18 protein-coding genes are annotated in these 17,368 nt (G+C 37.3%); 5 read left to right on the forward strand and 13 right to left on the reverse strand.

The window, feature by feature from the left end:
- Window positions 1-62 precede the first annotated feature (62 nt).
- From IGM13_RS10755 to IGM13_RS10805, 11 genes are all read right to left on the reverse strand, one after another.
- The gene (locus IGM13_RS10755) at window positions 63-797 is read right to left on the reverse strand and encodes a YcjF family protein (RefSeq protein ID WP_002419474.1); all 735 of its coding nucleotides are present in this window, start codon (window positions 795-797) and stop codon (window positions 63-65) included.
- A gap of 119 nt (window positions 798-916) precedes the next feature.
- Complete coding sequence (locus tag IGM13_RS10760) at window positions 917-1,819, reverse strand: diacylglycerol/lipid kinase family protein (RefSeq protein ID WP_010715400.1); 903 nt, start codon at window positions 1,817-1,819, stop codon at window positions 917-919.
- 122 nt (window positions 1,820-1,941) lie between these two features.
- Window positions 1,942-2,955, reverse strand: coding sequence for a CdaR family transcriptional regulator (locus tag IGM13_RS10765; protein WP_002419473.1), 1,014 nt, complete (start codon window positions 2,953-2,955; stop codon window positions 1,942-1,944).
- A 141-nt stretch (window positions 2,956-3,096) separates the two neighbouring features.
- The gene (locus tag IGM13_RS10770) at window positions 3,097-4,245 is read right to left on the reverse strand and encodes a glycerate kinase (RefSeq protein ID WP_002419472.1); all 1,149 of its coding nucleotides are present in this window, start codon (window positions 4,243-4,245) and stop codon (window positions 3,097-3,099) included.
- A 21-nt stretch (window positions 4,246-4,266) separates the two neighbouring features.
- A complete protein-coding gene (locus IGM13_RS10775) occupies window positions 4,267-5,559 on the reverse strand; it encodes a GntP family permease (protein WP_002359581.1) in 1,293 nt (430 codons plus the stop codon).
- A gap of 109 nt (window positions 5,560-5,668) precedes the next feature.
- A complete protein-coding gene (locus tag IGM13_RS10780) occupies window positions 5,669-6,352 on the reverse strand; it encodes a TVP38/TMEM64 family protein (protein WP_002419471.1) in 684 nt (227 codons plus the stop codon).
- A 149-nt stretch (window positions 6,353-6,501) separates the two neighbouring features.
- Complete coding sequence (locus tag IGM13_RS10785; RefSeq protein ID WP_002359578.1) at window positions 6,502-7,575, reverse strand: ABC transporter substrate-binding protein; 1,074 nt, start codon at window positions 7,573-7,575, stop codon at window positions 6,502-6,504.
- Entirely contained in the window at window positions 7,572-8,408 is an 837-nt protein-coding gene (locus IGM13_RS10790) for an ABC transporter permease (RefSeq protein ID WP_002356512.1), read from the reverse strand. The genes IGM13_RS10785 and IGM13_RS10790 overlap by 4 nt, the downstream gene beginning before the upstream one ends.
- Window positions 8,408-9,214, reverse strand: coding sequence for an ABC transporter permease (locus IGM13_RS10795; protein WP_002356510.1), 807 nt, complete (start codon window positions 9,212-9,214; stop codon window positions 8,408-8,410). The genes IGM13_RS10790 and IGM13_RS10795 overlap by 1 nt, the downstream gene beginning before the upstream one ends.
- Before the next feature lie 18 nt (window positions 9,215-9,232).
- Complete coding sequence (locus IGM13_RS10800; protein ID WP_002356508.1) at window positions 9,233-10,318, reverse strand: ABC transporter ATP-binding protein; 1,086 nt, start codon at window positions 10,316-10,318, stop codon at window positions 9,233-9,235.
- A 25-nt stretch (window positions 10,319-10,343) separates the two neighbouring features.
- Window positions 10,344-10,886: a helix-turn-helix domain-containing protein gene (locus IGM13_RS10805; RefSeq protein WP_002356507.1), complete on the reverse strand. Its 543-nt coding sequence runs from the start codon at window positions 10,884-10,886 to the stop codon at window positions 10,344-10,346.
- Window positions 10,887-11,149: 263 nt separating this feature from the next.
- Between IGM13_RS10805 and IGM13_RS10810 the strand changes: the two genes are divergently transcribed.
- From IGM13_RS10810 to IGM13_RS10825, 4 genes are read left to right on the forward strand one after another with little or no spacing between them, the layout of a single operon-like run.
- Window positions 11,150-12,142, forward strand: a complete 993-nt coding sequence (locus IGM13_RS10810; RefSeq protein WP_002419469.1) for a YhdH/YhfP family quinone oxidoreductase — start codon at window positions 11,150-11,152, stop codon at window positions 12,140-12,142.
- 15 nt (window positions 12,143-12,157) lie between these two features.
- Window positions 12,158-12,931 (forward strand): phosphopantothenate--cysteine ligase, encoded by a 774-nt coding sequence (coaB, locus tag IGM13_RS10815; protein ID WP_002382627.1) that lies wholly within the window; start codon window positions 12,158-12,160, stop codon window positions 12,929-12,931.
- A complete protein-coding gene (gene coaC, locus IGM13_RS10820) occupies window positions 12,928-13,482 on the forward strand; it encodes a phosphopantothenoylcysteine decarboxylase (RefSeq protein WP_002359573.1) in 555 nt (184 codons plus the stop codon). The genes coaB and coaC overlap by 4 nt, the downstream gene beginning before the upstream one ends.
- Window positions 13,483-13,485: 3 nt before the next feature.
- On the forward strand, window positions 13,486-14,121 hold the full coding sequence (locus IGM13_RS10825; protein ID WP_002356501.1) for an ECF transporter S component: 636 nt from the start codon (window positions 13,486-13,488) through the stop codon (window positions 14,119-14,121).
- Between the two features lie 55 nt (window positions 14,122-14,176).
- Here the strand turns inward: IGM13_RS10825 and IGM13_RS10830 are convergent, their stop codons facing one another.
- Together IGM13_RS10830 and IGM13_RS10835 are read right to left on the reverse strand one after the other, a co-directional pair.
- On the reverse strand, window positions 14,177-15,382 hold the full coding sequence (locus tag IGM13_RS10830) for an aminoacyltransferase (RefSeq protein ID WP_002419468.1): 1,206 nt from the start codon (window positions 15,380-15,382) through the stop codon (window positions 14,177-14,179).
- Between the two features lie 237 nt (window positions 15,383-15,619).
- Window positions 15,620-16,126 carry a QueT transporter family protein gene (locus tag IGM13_RS10835; protein WP_002356499.1) on the reverse strand — a complete coding sequence of 169 codons (507 nt, stop codon included), beginning with the start codon at window positions 16,124-16,126 and terminating at the stop codon, window positions 15,620-15,622.
- 262 nt (window positions 16,127-16,388) lie between these two features.
- Here IGM13_RS10835 and IGM13_RS10840 point away from each other — a divergent pair, with 262 nt between their 5' ends.
- Window positions 16,389-17,348, forward strand: a complete 960-nt coding sequence (locus IGM13_RS10840; RefSeq protein ID WP_002419467.1) for a diacylglycerol/lipid kinase family protein — start codon at window positions 16,389-16,391, stop codon at window positions 17,346-17,348.
- Window positions 17,349-17,368 lie beyond the last annotated feature (20 nt).

Genomic DNA, 17,368 nt, shown 5'->3' on the forward strand with positions numbered 1-17,368 from the left:
ATTTGCTACGAATTACTTAAAAAAGTTTAAATGTGTCTCATCCTAGTTAATCGATACAGTAATTATTTCTTTTTAGTATTTTGGATGGCTTTAAATAATGTTGAAAATTGTCCTTTGAAAGACATCACATCATCAAAGATATCAATACCATCGTTTAACATTTTGACGGTCACCCAGCCAAGCGCTTCCGTAATTGCTACCGCAACTGAAGCATTGACCATGCCACCAGTCACAGTTCCGACAACAGGAATCACTTTTAGAATATTCCCGACTGCGCTCTTACCTAAACTAACCACTACTAATTCTTTGGTTAAACTTTTCCCTAAGCTTTCAGACCAAGACTGACCAAAAATTTTATGCAGCCGTGACATCATAGTTAATTGAACAGGTACCAGTAAAAAAGCATCCGAAAATGGAATTGGCGAAAACCCAATAATTGCTGCTGACAATGCAGCAAAATGAATCGTTTGATGACTTTTCTTTTTCACGTCAGGTGAAACACCAGCCAAAAATTCATCAAATACTTTGTCGAGTTGTGTTTGACTGTTCGTCACTAATTGTTCTGCTTTACCTTTAGAAGTTGCGAAAGCATTCATTATGGCCGTAGACGTTTTTTGTGGAAATTTTTTCAAGACATCTTGAAAAAAAGAACGAAATTCTGGGTCTTCGATTTCTTCATTCAATTGCTTAGTTTCTTGTTCTGCTAATTCTTGTTTTTCAATCTCTTCAAAAAGTTCTTGTTTCTTTTTGTTTTTATGTTTTTTTCTTCTCATCTCATTAACTCCTTTATCTATCAATATGTAGAAACAAAGTATAGCATATCCCCTGATTGATTCTCTTTTAGATGATTTGAAAAGCCAGAACTTATCTGTTTTTTAAACAAATAGAAATGTTCCAGCTTTTCTCAAAAAATCAGCTATTTTGTTTGTTCTTCACCGCAATACACCGTCAAGTGTTTAGGCAAAATTTTCAGCGTAATTGGCAAAGCAGCTCCTTCATCACCATCCACATTAGTGGTTAATTCTTCTTGGTTTTCTAAGGAGATTGTTCCTTCTTTAAAGGTTAGGTAAGCTAAATTATCAGTGGACTGATCGACTCCTTTTAACAAATCTGGAACGGCTTTTACTGCATCCCACAATGATTGATCTTTTAAATAAACTAAATGAAGTTTGCCATCATCCACTTGGGCCTCTGGTAATAATGTTTCAAACCCACCGATTGAATTCGTTAAACCAACTAAAACGGTACTACTTTCAATGGTTTGTTCTTTTTGATCCAAGCTTAAATGAAAAGGATACGTTTGAGCATTCGCTAAATGTTTGGCACCTGAAATAAAATAAGCGAGTTTTCCTAACTTCGTTTTTTGTTCAACGTCCACGTCGTTAATTGACTCTGGAATCGTCCCAATCGCAACGACATTCATAAAGTAGTCGTCATTGATTTTCCCCACATCTAAAGCACTGGTTTTTTCTAAATCTAATTGTTGAATCGCTTCTTCAGGATCCATCGGTAAATTCAAGGCTCGCGCTAAATCGTTCACCGTTCCTAAAGGAAAAAAGCCAAATTTAGGGCGGTATGCTTGCTCTGCCAACCCGCTAATTCCTTCATTAACGGTTCCATCTCCCCCCATTACGAAAACACTGTCGAAGTGACTTTCCGCAGCTTCACGGGCAAATTGTTCTGCATCGCCGCCTTTTTCTGTTTGTTTCACTACAACTTCATCAAATAACTGCTTTAATTTTTCTTCTGCTAACGTTTCAAATTCTTTGGCTTTTTCACCACCAGAACTGGGGTTAACAATTAAAACTGCTTTTTTCACTGGCACCACTCCTCATTGATATCTAAATCGTTTGATTCCTTACAATTATTATAAAAGATATTTTTGATTCTGGCGAAAAATATGCTGACACTTGCTTAACAAACAAGCATTCCTGCTCCTCACTACTTTTCAAAACGTTCTTTAAAGCAATAGGCAAAATAATAGAACAATTTCCAAAAATCTTGCCAAACTTTTGGATCCATCCCCGTCAATTCATGAATTCGTTTCAAGCGGTAATTCAATGTATTTCGATGGATATGTAATACTTGTGAGGTTTCATTGATGTTTAAGTTATGATTGGCGAAAAAAATAACGGTTTCATAGTATTCATCATAAATCGTCTGGATGGTTTCAAAAAAATCCAATTCAATATGAAAAGGAAAATTAAAAATTCCTTGAATGAAAAAATCTTCTGCTTGGTAAAACTTAGCCTTTTCTAATTGGAGAAACGATAGAAGTAAATACGTGTTTTGTGCCTCTTGGACCATTTGTTGAATCGTGGCTTTTTCCGAACTTATCACAAGGTATTCTGTTACTGGCTTTGTTATCTGAGGTGGTTCAGAAGTAATCACCAGATAACAATTTTCCCATTCAAATATTTCATGGCCAGGATAATAACTGGATAATAAGCGCTTGTCCTTGGTCAGTACACAATGATTCTGGTCATCTAATTGAAGGTTATATAGTTCCAACGCTTCAAGTTTTAAGGCTTCTGAGTAAGCAGAATCAACATGCACTAAGTGCTGGATAAACTGATTTTTTTGTTTCTTCTTTTTTTCGCGTTCTTGCTGTGTATTTAATTCTTCTGTCAGTAAAAGAACAATCGAGCGCACAAGCTTGGTAAATTTGCGCACCTCGTCTGGTTCTCCTGAAATGCCTACGACACCTAGAATGTGATCATTCAAAATAATCGGTTCATTGGTGCCTTTTTTCTCTAGAGAAGTATCTTTATAAATTTCAATATTTTTTCGTTCATTGATGGCTCTTTCTGCGCCACGATGGCGCTCCCCAATTCGAGCAGAATCTCCACTCGCAATAATTTTTCCTCGTTCATCCATAATATTGATGTTATAAGGAATATCTGCCATCAACTTTTCAACAATTTTATTTGCTTGGATTTTGTCTAATTTTAACATTGCTATCGCCAACTTTCTAAAAAGCGAGTAGCGTTTGGGACATAAGCCGCAATGACTTATGTCCCAAACGCTTAATTCTTCAGATCAACGACTGAACATTTTTATTTCAGCTTTCATTACTGATGATACCATGGTTAGTTCTTAGTCACAAGGCACCAGCTGTAATGTACGAGCAATATTTTCAACGGTTCTTTCTAAGTTAACTGGTCCATTTTTCAATGCTGCTTCCAACGGTTCGGCTTTGGCCAAAATTCCAAAAATAGCCGTCATCCCTTCTTCATAGAGGACATCCACATCTTTGCCGATATAGCCAGCACAAGCGAAAACCGGTTTTTGATACTTCTTGGCCAAACGTGAGACGCCATAAGGGGCTTTGCCGAATTTTGTTTGAAAATCCATACCGCCTTCACCAGTAAAGACATAATCAGCGGCTTTTATTTTTTCTTCTAATTGATTCACTTCTACGACAATATCAATCCCTGGGCGTAACTGAGCTTTCGTGAATGCTAGTAACCCTGCACCCAAACCACCAGCAGCTCCTGCGCCTGGCATCATCTCAACATCAATGCCGATTTCTTTTTTGATGATCGCTGCATAATGGGCTAAGTTTTTATCTAATTGAGCCACCATTTCTTCTGTCGCACCTTTTTGCGGACCAAAGACATGAGACGCCCCTGTTGGCCCTGTTAGTGGGTTATTCACATCACTTGCTACTAGAAATTCGGTAGCAAAAATACGTTGATCAAACTGTGTTAAATCGATCTGCGCCAGTTTATCTAATGCACCACCGCCACGTGTCAATTCTTGCCCTTCCTTGTCTAACAAACGCGCACCAAGTGCCTGAATCATACCTGCACCCCCATCATTTGTCACGCTACCACCAATGCCGATAATGATTTTTTTTGCCCCATGATTGAGCGCATGTTGAATCATTTCTCCTGTACCATAAGTAGAAGTGATCAAGGGATTACGTTCTGCTGCTTTGACCAATTCAATTCCGTTAGCTTTCGCCATTTCAATGACCACCGTTTCTTGGTCACCTAATAAGCCGTAATAGGTTTCAACGATTTGATCAGGAAGCGGTCCTGCCACACGCACTGGTATTCTTGTGCCTCCTGTTGCATCCACTAAGGAATCCACCGTTCCTTCCCCGCCATCTGCCATCGGGACATGTTGAATGTCTGCATCTTTAAATACAGCTAAAATCCCTTTTTCCATTGCCAGACAGGCTTCTTTTGCACTCATACTTTCTTTAAATGAGTCTGGAGCCAAAACAAATTTTTTCGTCATCTTTTCGCGCCTACTTTCCAACTAGTTTAAAATAAAGCCATATAAAATGGTTGCAACAATCGTCATTACCCCACCGACACACATTTCATAAGGAATCACTCGAATTCTTTCTTTAATCGTCATATTCATACTTTGTGCCGTAATATGGAAATAATTGCCTTGAGGAACACTATCAATCACAGTTGCCCCAGTATGCACCATGACTGCTGCTGAAAGTGAAGATGTGCCCATATCTAAAATCGCTGGTCCAAAAGAACCTGTCGCTAAAATAACCGCTGTGGATGTTGAACCAACTGCTAAGCCCATTAAAATACCAGAAATCGGTGCCAAGAAGGTTCCAGAAATTCCCATAACAGAAATTAAGTGGACAATTTGTGTTGATAAATCAGAAACAGAAATTAATCCAGCAATTGCACCTGCACCAATTAAAATTAAAACGGTATCGGTTACTCTCTTCAAGCCAGAAGATGCATAAAAGGCCAGTTGTTTTGTTTGCCCAATCGCAATTGTCCCAACAACTGAGGCGAACGGCAAAATATACAGAGCATCAATATTCAAACTTTTGATGAAAGAAATATTTAAAACGGCGCCAATCGGATTAAGTAATAATAAGACAATCGCTAACACTGGCGCGATCAACGCCTTTTTCAAAGGTAATAATTCTTTTGTTTGTTCCTCTACAAGATCCGTTTCTTTGACCATTGATCCTTTGCTTCTCATGATATTTGCAAGAACAACAGCTGTAATTAAACCAAATACGGCTGGAATAAATCCAGCAATCATAACGTCACTTAAAGGTAAATCAAAGCCGTTCGCCGCTGCAATAGTATTTGGATTAGGCGAAATAATATTACCCGCTTTGCCGCCACCTGATAAGGCAATCAATAATGATAACTTACTGATACCCGTACTTTTCCCAACGGATAGAGCAATCGGGGCAACAATCAACACTGCAACAGGAATGAATACGCCCACAGCTGTAATTACCATTGTGGATAATGCCAAAGATAAAATAGCTTTTTTCTCGCCAAGTTTTTGTACAATGGCGTTGGCAATTGATTCTGCCGCACCGGATTCCATCATCACACCCGCCAACATGCCGGCTGCTAAGACACGGATTGCGGTTCCCATAATACTTTGTGTTCCGTTTAATAGAACAGCGACTGTATCTGACAGGGAAGCGCCTCCAATAAGACAACCAACAATTGCACCAAAAAACAAGGAATACACAGGATTAAATTTTTTCAAAATTAATACTATCGCTACAACTAATCCTAAAATTGCAGCAACCCAAGATATTGTAATATCTGGCATTCAAAATCAGCTCCTTAAATTGTTTACGCTTTCATTTTATCAAAGTCCTTTCTTTTTAAAATTGTAAATTTAACAGGATTTATTGTTCAAATGCACAAAAAAACCGTTCTTAAAGAACAGTTTTTTGAAATCTTTTTCTATCTTTCTTAATAATGACCACCAATCCAACGAACAAAAGAACACTCACAATTAACAATACTGCCGTTTTATTATATCCATGAAATAGTGCTTCGCCTCCACATGCGTAAAGTATTGAGGAAGGAATCACACCAACGACTATCGCGGCTATTAAATTTTTTAATGGCAACTGCATAGTATCCGCAGCAAAATTAATCACAGAAGAAGGAATAATTGGAATCATGTAGCCCACCATAATCCCAATTTTTGGATGCTTCATCCGTCGAATGGACTGGACCCAATGATTGGTCTCCGTTTTTTTATCTAAAAATTTTATATGATGCATCAAAAAGATTGCAACTAAATTTCCCAAACTATTCCCTAAAACGTTAATGAGTGTGCCACTAAATGGACCAAAACTCAATCCTGCAATCACACCAATTACCGAGGTTGGAATCCCTGGTACTGCACACATAATTACTGTCAAAAAAACTAACCACAGCGCTGCTGAAAAACCATGTGAACGAATTCGCTCTAATAATTGTGTCTTACTGGCTTTAGGATTCAAAAATAATTGAATATCTGTTTGATATTCTAGATACAAACGGTAACCAACCAGCAGGATTAAAATAAGACCGCTACTGATTAGTAGTATTCGGATTGTTTTCCTCTTCATTTTATTTACTCCTTTTATGCTTTACACAAAGTGTAGCACAGGATTCTTTGTGCCTCAATTAGAAGCTTGTATGAATAAAAGCCGACCCTAAAAGTTAGATTTTTTAATCTAACTTTTAGGGTCTATTCGAAAGTTACAAAGGTACTTTTTTATTTCCGATACATCTTAAACTCCAAGAACAGATCATTATAAATTCCTAAGTATTCTTGACCTAAGTCTTGGTAAACTTCTAAATGTTTGATGGTTTCATCATCTGGATAAAATTGTTTATCTTCGGCAACTTCTTTTGGTAATAGTTTTTTAGCTTCTTTGTTTGGTGTGGAATAACCAATATATTCTGCATTTTGTGCCGCATTTTCTGGTCGTAACATAAAGTTCATAAATGCATAGGCGCCGTCTTTATTTTTGGCTGTCTTAGGCATCACAATGTTATCAAACCAGAGATTAGAGCCTTCACTGGGAATCACATAATGTAGATGTTCATTGTTTTCTAGCATTTCAGCAGCTTCACCAGAGAAAGTTACAGCAACTGCACTTTCTTCATTAGCCATGTACATTTTGATTTCATCGGCAACAATTGCTTTGACATTGTTCGTTAATCGGTTTAACTTATCGGTAGCCTGACGTAATTGTTGGTCGTTTTTACTGTTTAACGAATAGCCTAAACTATTCAAAGATAATCCTAACACTTCGCGAGCGCCATCAATCAGCATGACATTATTTTTTAATTCCGGGCGCCATAAATCATCCCAATGTTGGATCTGACGGCCGTCAATAAATTTATCATTATAAATAATCCCCAACGTGCCCCAGAAGTACGGAACGGAAAACTTATTTTTGGGATCAAAGGATTGATCTAAAAAGCGTGCATCAATGTTTTCTAAGCCTTTTAATTTGCTGTGATCAAGTGGTAAAAGCATCTTCGCTTTCATCATTTTTTGAATCATATATTCAGAAGGAATGGCAATATCATAGGCTGTACCACCTTGCTGAATTTTTGTATACATGGCTTCATTAGAATCAAAGGTTTCGTAATTGACTTTATAGCCTGTTTCTTTTTCAAATTTCTTAATCAAGGCCGGATCTATATAGTCTCCCCAATTGTAAATGGTTAAGGTATCTGCTCCTGCCATGCCACTTGCTTTCTCCAATTGGCGCACGCCAAAAAACAAGATGACAATAATAGCGATAATTCCAATAAAAAGTGACTGTAATTTTTTCATTTTAACTTGGCCACCTCACTTTGTTCCCGACGCATTTTCTTTAAACGTTTTGGTGTATTGTCTTTACTGATAAAGTAATAACCGACAACTAGAATCATTGAGAATAGGAACACTAACGCACTTAAGGCATTGATTTCTAAACTAATTCCCTGACGTGCTCGTGAATAAATTTCAACAGATAATGTTGAAAAACCATTGCCTGTCACAAAGAATGTTACGGCAAAATCGTCCAACGAATAAGTAAAGGCCATAAAGTAGCCAGCAATAATTCCTGGCGCTAAAAAAGGCAAAATAATATTTTTAATCACTTGAACATTATTGGCCCCTAAATCCCGTGCCGCATCTACCATAGAATCGTTCATCTCTTGTAGTTTTGGTAAAACCATTAAAACAACAATTGGAATACTAAAGGCAATATGCGACAATAATACACTTGTAAAACCTAAACTGATAAACCCTACTGCTGTGAAGAAAATTAAGAAACTGGCTCCAATAATAACATCTGGTGAAACGAGTAAAATGTTATTAAAGCTAAGCAACGTGTTCCGGTTTTTACGACGTTTTGTATAATAAATCCCCATCGCGCCAAATGTTCCAATGATGGTTGCTATTAAAGCCGATAAAAAAGCTAACAAAAACGTATTCAGAACAATGGTTAACAAACGTGTGTCTTCAAAAACGTTCCGATAATTATCTAACGTAAAACCAGTAAACTGATTCATCGTTTGCGTGTCGTTAAACGAATAAAAAATCAAATAAAAGATTGGTGCGTACAGTAGCGCAAAGACAACGAATAAATACACATAAGACCATTTAAACTTTTTCTTTTGCATTATTTGCCACGCCCTTTCTTCTTCTCACCCGTCAGCAACATCACAATAAACATGGCAACAATTAAAATCACACCAATTGTTGAACCCATGCCCCAGTTTTGCGTTACTAAGAAGTGTTCCTCAATCGCCGTTCCCAACGTAATCACCCGATTGCCACCAATTAAACGTGTTAACATAAAGAGCGAGAGTGAAGGAATAAAGACAGCTTGAACACCACTTTTCACACCGTTTAGGGAGAGAGGAAAAATGACACGGCGGAATGTTTCCGCACTGCTAGCTCCTAAGTCCCGACTAGCACTAATCAATGAAGGATTCATCTCTTCTAAGGCATTAAAAATCGGCATAATCATAAACGGAATTTCTATATACGTTGCGACAAATAAAAAACTAAAATCTGTAAACAGAATCTGGTGCGTGCCCAAACCCATAAAACTCATAAACTGATTGATACTCCCATGAATACTGAAAATCCCAATAAAGGCATAAGCTTTTAATAATAAATTCACCCATGTTGGTAAAATAACCAGCATTAACCACAACTGTTTATGCTTGAGCTTTGTCAAAAAATAAGCCGTAGGATAACTTACCAATAACGTAAAAATGGTAATCAGAAAAGCATACCACACTGAATTAATGGTCATACTTAAATACGTTCCTGATGTAAAATACGTTTGGTAATTCGCCAAGGTAAACTGGCCATTCATATCGAAAAATGATTGATAAATAATCATTAGCACTGGCGCAATGACGAATAAAAGTAACCACATTACATAGGGAATCGAATAAATTCGACGCATTGTTTTCATTTTATTTTCCCCTTTCGTTTACTCGTCGTAACTTTCTAAACGGGCATCAAAGTCTTCTTCTGATTCATTGAAGCGCATCACGTGAATATCTTCTGGCTCAAAAGAGAGACCTACTTGAGCACCTTCTTTGGCTTTTCGAGTGGAATGCACCATCCATTCGTTTCCTTGTTCATCAAAACAAATAATTTCATAATGAACGCCGCGGAATAACTGCGTGTCCACCGTTACAGTTAGCTTGCCTTTTTCAAGCGTGGTAATCGTTAAGTCTTCTGGACGTAAAACGACTTCTACAGGTTCATTTTTCCGCATGCCGCCATCGACACATTCAAACTTTTTGCCCACAAATGAAACTAAATTATCTTCCAGCATCACGCCGTCCACAATATTACTTTCCCCCACAAAGTCAGCAACAAAGTGATTAATCGGTTCATCATAAATATCAACTGGTGTGCCACTTTGCACGATATGACCTTTATTCATGACAAAAATTTCATCACTCATCGCTAATGCTTCTTCTTGATCATGGGTCACAAAAATAAAAGTAATTCCTAAACGTTGTTGTAAATCACGTAGTTCATATTGCATCGCTGTGCGTAATTTCAAATCTAAAGCGGATAACGGCTCATCTAAAAGCAATACTTTTGGCTCATTGACAATCGCTCGTGCAATTGCGACCCGCTGACGTTGGCCCCCAGACATTTCACTAATTTCACGTGTTTCGTAGCCCGGTAATTGAACCAAACGTAATGCCTCTTTCACTTTTTTTTCAATTTCTGCTTTGGATAGTTTTTTGATTTTTAAACCAAATGCAACATTATCAAAAACATTCATGTGAGGAAACAAAGCATAATCCTGAAACACGGTATTGACTTGGCGTTTATTGGCAGGTACATCATTTATTCTTTTACCATCAAAATAAACATCACCAGAAGTCACGTCATTGAATCCCGCAATAATACGCAAAATCGTGGTTTTGCCACATCCTGAAGGTCCTAATAAGGTATAAAATTTTCCTTCTTCAATTTCAAAGCTGACATTTTTTAATACTGGTTCATCGTCAAATTGTTTGACAACATTTTCAAATGAAATCACATGGTTTCTCACTGGATAAACTCCTCCATTTCGTCCTTTATAAATACGATTCTGTCGCCACAATTAACGCACGACTTTTTCCTCGACCATTGTTGCTAATTTGGTGAGGTTCTGTTGCTTGGTAATACATGGTTTGACCTTTTTTAGCAATATACGTGGCTTCCCCTAATGTCAAACGAATGGAGCCATCAATCACATAAATAAATGTTTCCGATAGAGAAGGTTCAAACGTTTTGTATTCGCCATTTTTATCAAAAGTAATAATGACAGGTTCCATTTCTTTTTCATTTGAGGCTGGAATTAACCATTTTAGTTCATAGCCATGTTCTTCATCATAATAGAGGGTACTTTCTTCTTCATTGTAGACAATTTTCTGTTCAAGCGGTTGCTGACTAAAAAACTGCTCTGGCGTCACGCCTAGTACTTCTAAAATTGAGAAAAATGTTTCCATTGATGGTGAGCTTAAATCCCGCTCCAATTGGGAAATATAGCCTTTGGATAAATCCGTTCTTTCGCCTAATTCTTCTTGTGTTAAATTTTTCTGAATGCGTAAATTTCTCAACTTCTCACCAATTTCCATGGCACACCTCGTTTCTATTTTCAGCTAATCTTTTCAACAAAAGTTTTGTAATACTAAACTTACAGTTTAGTTTTACCTTTTTTAGTATACGAACTTTTTGAAAAATTTCAACCATTTTTCTTTATTTTTCTAGTCTAATTGTCACACAATCTTTCTTTTCTGTATAACTTACTGTTTATAAGAAGAAAAATGATACGAAAAAATCAGAATATGATAAAATAAGACGAGTTGCTTTTTTACATAATTGGAAGGAGCGTTTTTATATGAATTCATTTCAAGCATTTACGTTAAGAGAACAAGATACATCTGTTATTGGTCAACTAGAAACCATTACTTTAGACGATTTATCAGAAGGCACTGTAATAATCAAAGCAGCCTACTCCTCAGTTAACTTTAAAGATTCTTTAGCTTCAAAAAAAGACGGCGGTGTGATTCGCAATTATCCAATGATTCCAGGAATTGATGTCAGTGGCACTGTTGTCGCATCAGAAGATCCTCGTTTCAAAGAAGGCGATAAAGTGATCGTAACAGGCTATCAATTAGGGGTTAGTCATACTGGTGGTTATTCTGAATATGTGCGTGTTCCTGGCGATTGGGTAGTTCCACTTCCTGAAAAAATGAGTCTCAAAGAAGCAATGATTTTCGGAACTGCTGGCTTTACGGCAGGATTATCTGTCACAGCTTTAGAAGACGATGGCTTACGCGACGACAAAGAAGCCCCCATTATTGTAACTGGTGCGACAGGCGGTGTTGCGACATTGTCTATTGCGATGTTGCATCAATTAGGCTACACTTCAATCACTGCATTAACTAGAAAGCCAGATTCTTTTGAGCTTTTAAAAGAGTTAGGTGTTAGTGAATGCTTATTAGTAGAAGATTTCTTAGCAACTCCTGTTAAAGCATTGATGAAACAGCGTTTTGCTTTTGCAATTGATACCACTGGTGGGGAAATTACTTCTGCTGTTTTACCACAACTTCGTTATGATGGCCGTTCAGCCATTTGTGGCCGCGCTGCTGGAATTACATTAGAGACAACCGTTTTACCCTTTATTTTACGGGGCGTTCATTTATTGGGCATTGATTCGGTTAATGTTGGTATGGACAAACGAAAAATAGTTTGGCAACGTCTTGCCACTGATTTAGACATCACTGAAAAAGCTGTGTATCAAGAGATTACTTTAGAAGAACTTCCCCCTGTTTTTGAAGCATTACAAGCAGGCCAACATATTGGACGGACCATTGTCCGAATTTCTTAAGGAGGCGTTTTGATTATGGATGTTTTAGTTACTGCTGGCGGAACGTCAGAACCGATTGATAATGTTCGTTCGATTACCAATCATTCTTCTGGCGGACTAGGAAAAGCAATTGCTGAAAGTTTTTTAGCTGCTGGACACACCGTAACCTACGTAACAACCAAACATGCATTACGTCCAACCCAACAATTGGACTTATCAATTAAAGAAATAGAAACAACGGTTGAATTAGCCACTACGTTAGAACAACTCTTTGCTGAAAAGCAATTTGATGCGATTGTTCACGCAATGGCAGTCAGTGATTTTACGACGGAAACCGCGCAAACGGAAGAACAATTTATTGATTCTTTTGCGCAACAATTAAGCGAACAAACATTGCCAAAGACCAAAGAAGCCTTGGTAACTATCGTTCAAAACACATTGAATCAGATTGCTGATATTCCTCAAACAGCAACAAAAATTTCATCTGATACGGATCGATTATTAATTTTTCTAAAGAAAAATCCTAAAGTCATCCAAATGATTCGTGACAAGCAACCCCAAACTGTTTTAGTGGGCTTTAAATTACTTGTCGACGTTTCACAAGCAGAACTTGTCCAAGTTGCACAAGCCGCTTTGGCTAAAAATCGGTGTGACTTTGTCTTAGCCAATGACTTGATGAATGTTCATGAAACAGAACACGAAGGATTATTAATTAACGAAACGGGCATTGTCCAAGAAGCTTGTTCAAAACAAGGGATTGGTTCAATGATCGTTAAAAATGTTGAAAAGAAATGGAGAGAACAACAATGAAAACTATTTTGTTAGGCGTCTCTGGCAGCATTTCTGCATATAAAGCAGCAGATATTACAAGTCAACTAGCTAAGCTTGGCTACAATGTGGAAATTTTAATGACTAAAAGCAGCACAGCGTTCATCACTCCGCTGACGTTACAATCACTTTCTAAGAATCCAGTGCATACGGATGTCATGATGGAAATTGATCCCAGTAAAATTAATCACATTGAGTTAGCTAAAAAAGCGGATCTATTTTTAGTAGCACCTGCTTCGGCCAATACAATTGGGAAATTAGCCCATGGGATTGCCGACGACTTATTATCAACAGTTGCTTTGGCACTTTATCCTGAAACACCAAAAATTATTGCGCCCGCGATGAATACGTATATGTACCAAAACCCCATTGTCCAACGAAATATTGGCATTTTAAAAGAAGTCGGCTATCAAGAAATAATCCCACGTGAAGCTCTATTAGCTTGTGGCGATTATGGTCGTGGCGCACTTGCCACTGTTGAAGATATCCTTCAAACAGTGATGAAAATTTTAGCATCTGATAACAAGGAGTAATTTATGAATAACACGAAAAAATTTACGTTAACAGCAATGTTCTTAGCTATCTTACTTTTACTGGCTTTAACCCCGCTAGGATTTATCACATTAGGTCCTTTAAATTCGACCACGATGCATATTCCTGTAATTATTGGTTCCATTGTTTTAGGGCCAAAAATCGGTAGTATGTTGGGCGGCACGTTTGGGATCATTAGCTTAATTAAAAATACGACAGCACCAACACCTTTGTCGTTTGTTTTTTCTCCATTTATTCCTGTGATTGGTACCGATCATGGTAGTTGGAAGGCTCTTTTAATTGTGCTCATTCCGCGGATTTTAATTGGGGTCGTTCCTTATTTCGCTTACAAATGGCTAAATAAATTAACGAAGGAAAAAGCGCAACCTGTCTCCTTATTTGTGGCTGGTGTTTTAGGCTCAGCAACGAATACCATTTTAGTCATGAACATGATTTATTTTCTTTTTAATTCAGCTTATGCTGAAATTATTGGTAAAGCTGGAACTGCTGTTTACCTAGCTATTATTGCGACGATTTTCAGTTCTGGTGTGCCAGAAGCTCTTGTTGCTGGTGTAGCTGCTTCAGCAATTGCTAGCGTTTTGCTTCGCTTAATGAAACGGAATGCAACGCAAAAATTATAGAAAAAACCACAGGGGCTAAAAATCAAGTTTGATTTTTAGCCCCTGTGGTTTTTATTTATTTTTTTTGTTTTCGTAATTTATAGGCATATTCACTGGCTTTAAATAATAATTTATTAACCGGTAAATCGAATTCCCCAATAAATTCATTAATCGTTGGGTTGAAGTTCGCTTTAAACTTGATTAAGCCATCATTTAAACTACCTTCTAAGCCGCCCATATTACAGCTTTCGCAGCCACGGTTAAAACATTCTTGAATGGCATCTCGCCAAGTCACATAAGTTGGCATGTAGCGTTTATAACGATCATCTAAGCCAGCATAAAGGATTTCACTTGTTGGACCAAATGTTACAGCCAAGGCGCCAGCAACCGTGACGATTTCACCAGCTTCTGCGATATTTTCTTCTAATTCTTTTAGTTCCCGAGTCAAGGAAGCATCTAATTCTTCTAAATTATGGCGCTTTTTCACTTGATTTTCTTTCAAATTACTCAAGTCTTTTTGATTTTTGTCATAGCGTTGTTGCGTGCTATCTAAGCGTTCCTTTAAATTGACTTGCGCCAGCATAATAAAGGAGTCTTCTGGGTAAATGTTCAACAGCTTCTTAAAGTAATCACTATTCCGCAAAGAAATATGTTGGCGTTCCATGGTTGATTGAATGACTTTTTCAAATTCATCAACAAAGTCAACATGCCCTTGCTGCACAACTACCCCTTTTTTTTCAGCTGTTTTAATCATTTTCTTGGTACTTTTTGACAATTGTTCCTCACTAAAATCTTCACGATAAATATTCGCTTGGAAGCGGGGCTGGATGGTGGCCCCCATATCCATTGTCAGTCCTTGATATTTGGCCCCTGCTTTTTTCAAGGTCTCAATAATAGATGTCGCTTCAGCATGCGGTTGATGTTCTTCTCCCAAATGGAAATCTTGATAGTGAACCGCAGGATCCATTTTTATAAATAAAGCTCGTTTTTTCTTGCCAAATTTTTTCAATTCAGCCATAAAGTAGTTGACCAAACGTTCATTTGTATAGTCCATTACTGGACCTCTTGGTGTATATAACATCGTAAAACCGGCTGGTAATGGTTTGATTAAAACTAAACTTGATGCAACTAATGTATCCTTTTCATAAACCCCAACAATTTCAGAACCCCAGTTATCCTTGACTTTTGCCCATGAAGATGACTGTAGTAAATTACATAATGGGTGATTTTTAACAAATGTATCGTGTACTTCTGCCGGAATACCGATTTTAAATGTGTACATGTTCAAACTCCTCTGCTGTGACTTTCCAATAGTCCGTTTATCTTACACTATCATAGTGTATTCCAACAGACTAGTAAAGTTTTACATGAAAATTTTTAGAAAAAATGTAGATCTTATTCTTTATGTAAAAAAGACGAGGTAGAAACAGTTCATTCTATCACTTAGTTCACTAATAGCAACGACACTTTTCTTCACTGCCATTCAAAGGATGAATCATTTCTATCCACATCTTTTCAATTAAATACGTGTTTCAAATTTTAATGACTTGTTGATAAAGTACATGATTGGTGCTGAAATCGTCATAATAATCGCTTCACTTAATGCTAACCAACCATAAGTTGTCCAAAATGCTTGACCGCCACTTGGTACTAGCATAAAGGCAATAAAAAACATACTTACAGTGAAAAATAGACTATTTAGACACATTCTAACAGGAATACTTGGTACCTTTTTTTGTAAAAAAGCTGTTAAGCTCAACGCAAATAATGTTTGTGCTCCACCAAACAGAGCATCCATTACACCGAAACCAAAAAATAAGTTAAAAAAGATAACGCCGCCTAAAACACCCCACATCAATTTGCGATTGAAAACGACTAGGTGATTCAAACTTTCTGAAATTCTAAATTGAATCATACCAGAAGAAACTGGCCGAACCAATAAAGAGAGGACAATATATAAGCCCATAATGATACCATTGGCTAAGACTGTTCTTAGCTTTCGATTGGCTTGAAACGAATTTTGCATACTTTTTCCTTCTTTCTCCGAGTTTTTTTACAAGGGATGGTTGATGAACCTTGGTTACAATTGCAACAGTTCACATTCTAATATGGAAAGTCAAAATAGTCAATGAAAGCCCTGTTTTACTTTGCACTTATTTGCAGTTTTCACCTCTCATGCATTGTTTCGTGCCTTTTTCTAGTCATTTTTTACTTTTTTAAGCAATCTTTATTCGCAGAAGTTCCTCCCTCTGGTATAATGGACAATAGCGATTCAAAGGAGGAGCTCAATGAACATTCACTACTATCTTATTATCAACGAGCAAGCAAGTAGCGGCAATGGCCGAAAAGTCGCTAGAAAAGTGATTCAACAACTCAAGCAACAAGAACTTAAATATACGGCTCTTTACACTGATTACGCTGGACATGAAAAAGAATTGACGAAGGAACTTGCAGAAACAACTTTACTTCCTTGGTCTGAAGACTTAGACGTTTCAACTTTTCCAATCCTAGTCGTGCTAGGCGGCGATGGCACACTACATAATGTCATTAATTCATTACTTCCATATGATTCAGCTATTCCTTTAAGCTATATTCCATGCGGCTCTGGAAATGATTTTTCACGAGGGGTGGGATTATCAAGAAATATTGATAAAGCATTGCATCAAATCCTGCGCACCAGACGACCAAAAGAAATTCAAACGATTCATTATGTAGAAGCCAACCAAGAAGAAATCGGCTTAGCCACCAATAATGTTGGCTTAGGATTAGATGCGGCAATCGTGGAAAAAACCAACGAATCGTCATCAAAAAAAGCCTTAAATAAATTTAAGCTTGGCTCGCTTTCCTATATTTCTTCAATCATTCATGTCTTTTTTAAACAAAAAGGCTTTCCAATTTTAGTTGAAATGAATGGTAAACAATACACATTTAATCGTGCTTTCCTATGTACGGTCACAAATCATCCTTATTTTGGCGGGGGCGTATCAATTATGCCGACGGCCAATCCTCGCAAAGCAGTCGTGGACTTAGTTGTCGTGGAACGAATCAATATTTTTAAAATTTTGTGGCTTATTTTCCTATTGCTTCGTCAAAAACAAGGGAAATCTAAGCATTTTCATCATTTTCAATCAAGTAAAATTCGAATTGTTTCGACGATTCCACAAACCATTCACGCAGATGGCGAGATTTTAGGCAAACGAAGTATTGATATGGTTTATACCACACAAAAACGTTTGTTTTGGTTTTAACTGAGTCCCTTAAGGTTGAA

Source organism: Enterococcus sp. DIV0561, from assembly GCF_050539875.1.
GTDB lineage: Bacteria > Bacillota > Bacilli > Lactobacillales > Enterococcaceae > Enterococcus > Enterococcus faecalis.

What these genes read in the sequence shown, in the direction of transcription:
- coaC (WP_002359573.1), top strand. Translation starts at nt 12,928, where the DNA reads ATGAAAACTATTTTGTTAGGCGTCTCTGGCAGCATTTCTGCATATAAA.
- IGM13_RS10785 (WP_002359578.1), bottom strand. Translation starts at nt 7,575, where the DNA reads ATGAAAAAATTACAGTCACTTTTTATTGGAATTATCGCTATTATTGTC.
- IGM13_RS10780 (WP_002419471.1), bottom strand. Translation starts at nt 6,352, where the DNA reads ATGAAGAGGAAAACAATCCGAATACTACTAATCAGTAGCGGTCTTATT.
- IGM13_RS10825 (WP_002356501.1), top strand. Translation starts at nt 13,486, where the DNA reads ATGAATAACACGAAAAAATTTACGTTAACAGCAATGTTCTTAGCTATC.
- IGM13_RS10840 (WP_002419467.1), top strand. Translation starts at nt 16,389, where the DNA reads ATGAACATTCACTACTATCTTATTATCAACGAGCAAGCAAGTAGCGGC.
- IGM13_RS10765 (WP_002419473.1), bottom strand. Translation starts at nt 2,955, where the DNA reads ATGTTAAAATTAGACAAAATCCAAGCAAATAAAATTGTTGAAAAGTTG.
- IGM13_RS10810 (WP_002419469.1), top strand. Translation starts at nt 11,150, where the DNA reads ATGAATTCATTTCAAGCATTTACGTTAAGAGAACAAGATACATCTGTT.
- IGM13_RS10795 (WP_002356510.1), bottom strand. Translation starts at nt 9,214, where the DNA reads ATGAAAACAATGCGTCGAATTTATTCGATTCCCTATGTAATGTGGTTA.
- IGM13_RS10770 (WP_002419472.1), bottom strand. Translation starts at nt 4,245, where the DNA reads ATGACGAAAAAATTTGTTTTGGCTCCAGACTCATTTAAAGAAAGTATG.
- IGM13_RS10775 (WP_002359581.1), bottom strand. Translation starts at nt 5,559, where the DNA reads ATGCCAGATATTACAATATCTTGGGTTGCTGCAATTTTAGGATTAGTT.
- coaB (WP_002382627.1), top strand. Translation starts at nt 12,158, where the DNA reads ATGGATGTTTTAGTTACTGCTGGCGGAACGTCAGAACCGATTGATAAT.
- IGM13_RS10805 (WP_002356507.1), bottom strand. Translation starts at nt 10,886, where the DNA reads ATGGAAATTGGTGAGAAGTTGAGAAATTTACGCATTCAGAAAAATTTA.
- IGM13_RS10790 (WP_002356512.1), bottom strand. Translation starts at nt 8,408, where the DNA reads ATGCAAAAGAAAAAGTTTAAATGGTCTTATGTGTATTTATTCGTTGTC.
- IGM13_RS10830 (WP_002419468.1), bottom strand. Translation starts at nt 15,382, where the DNA reads ATGTACACATTTAAAATCGGTATTCCGGCAGAAGTACACGATACATTT.
- IGM13_RS10835 (WP_002356499.1), bottom strand. Translation starts at nt 16,126, where the DNA reads ATGCAAAATTCGTTTCAAGCCAATCGAAAGCTAAGAACAGTCTTAGCC.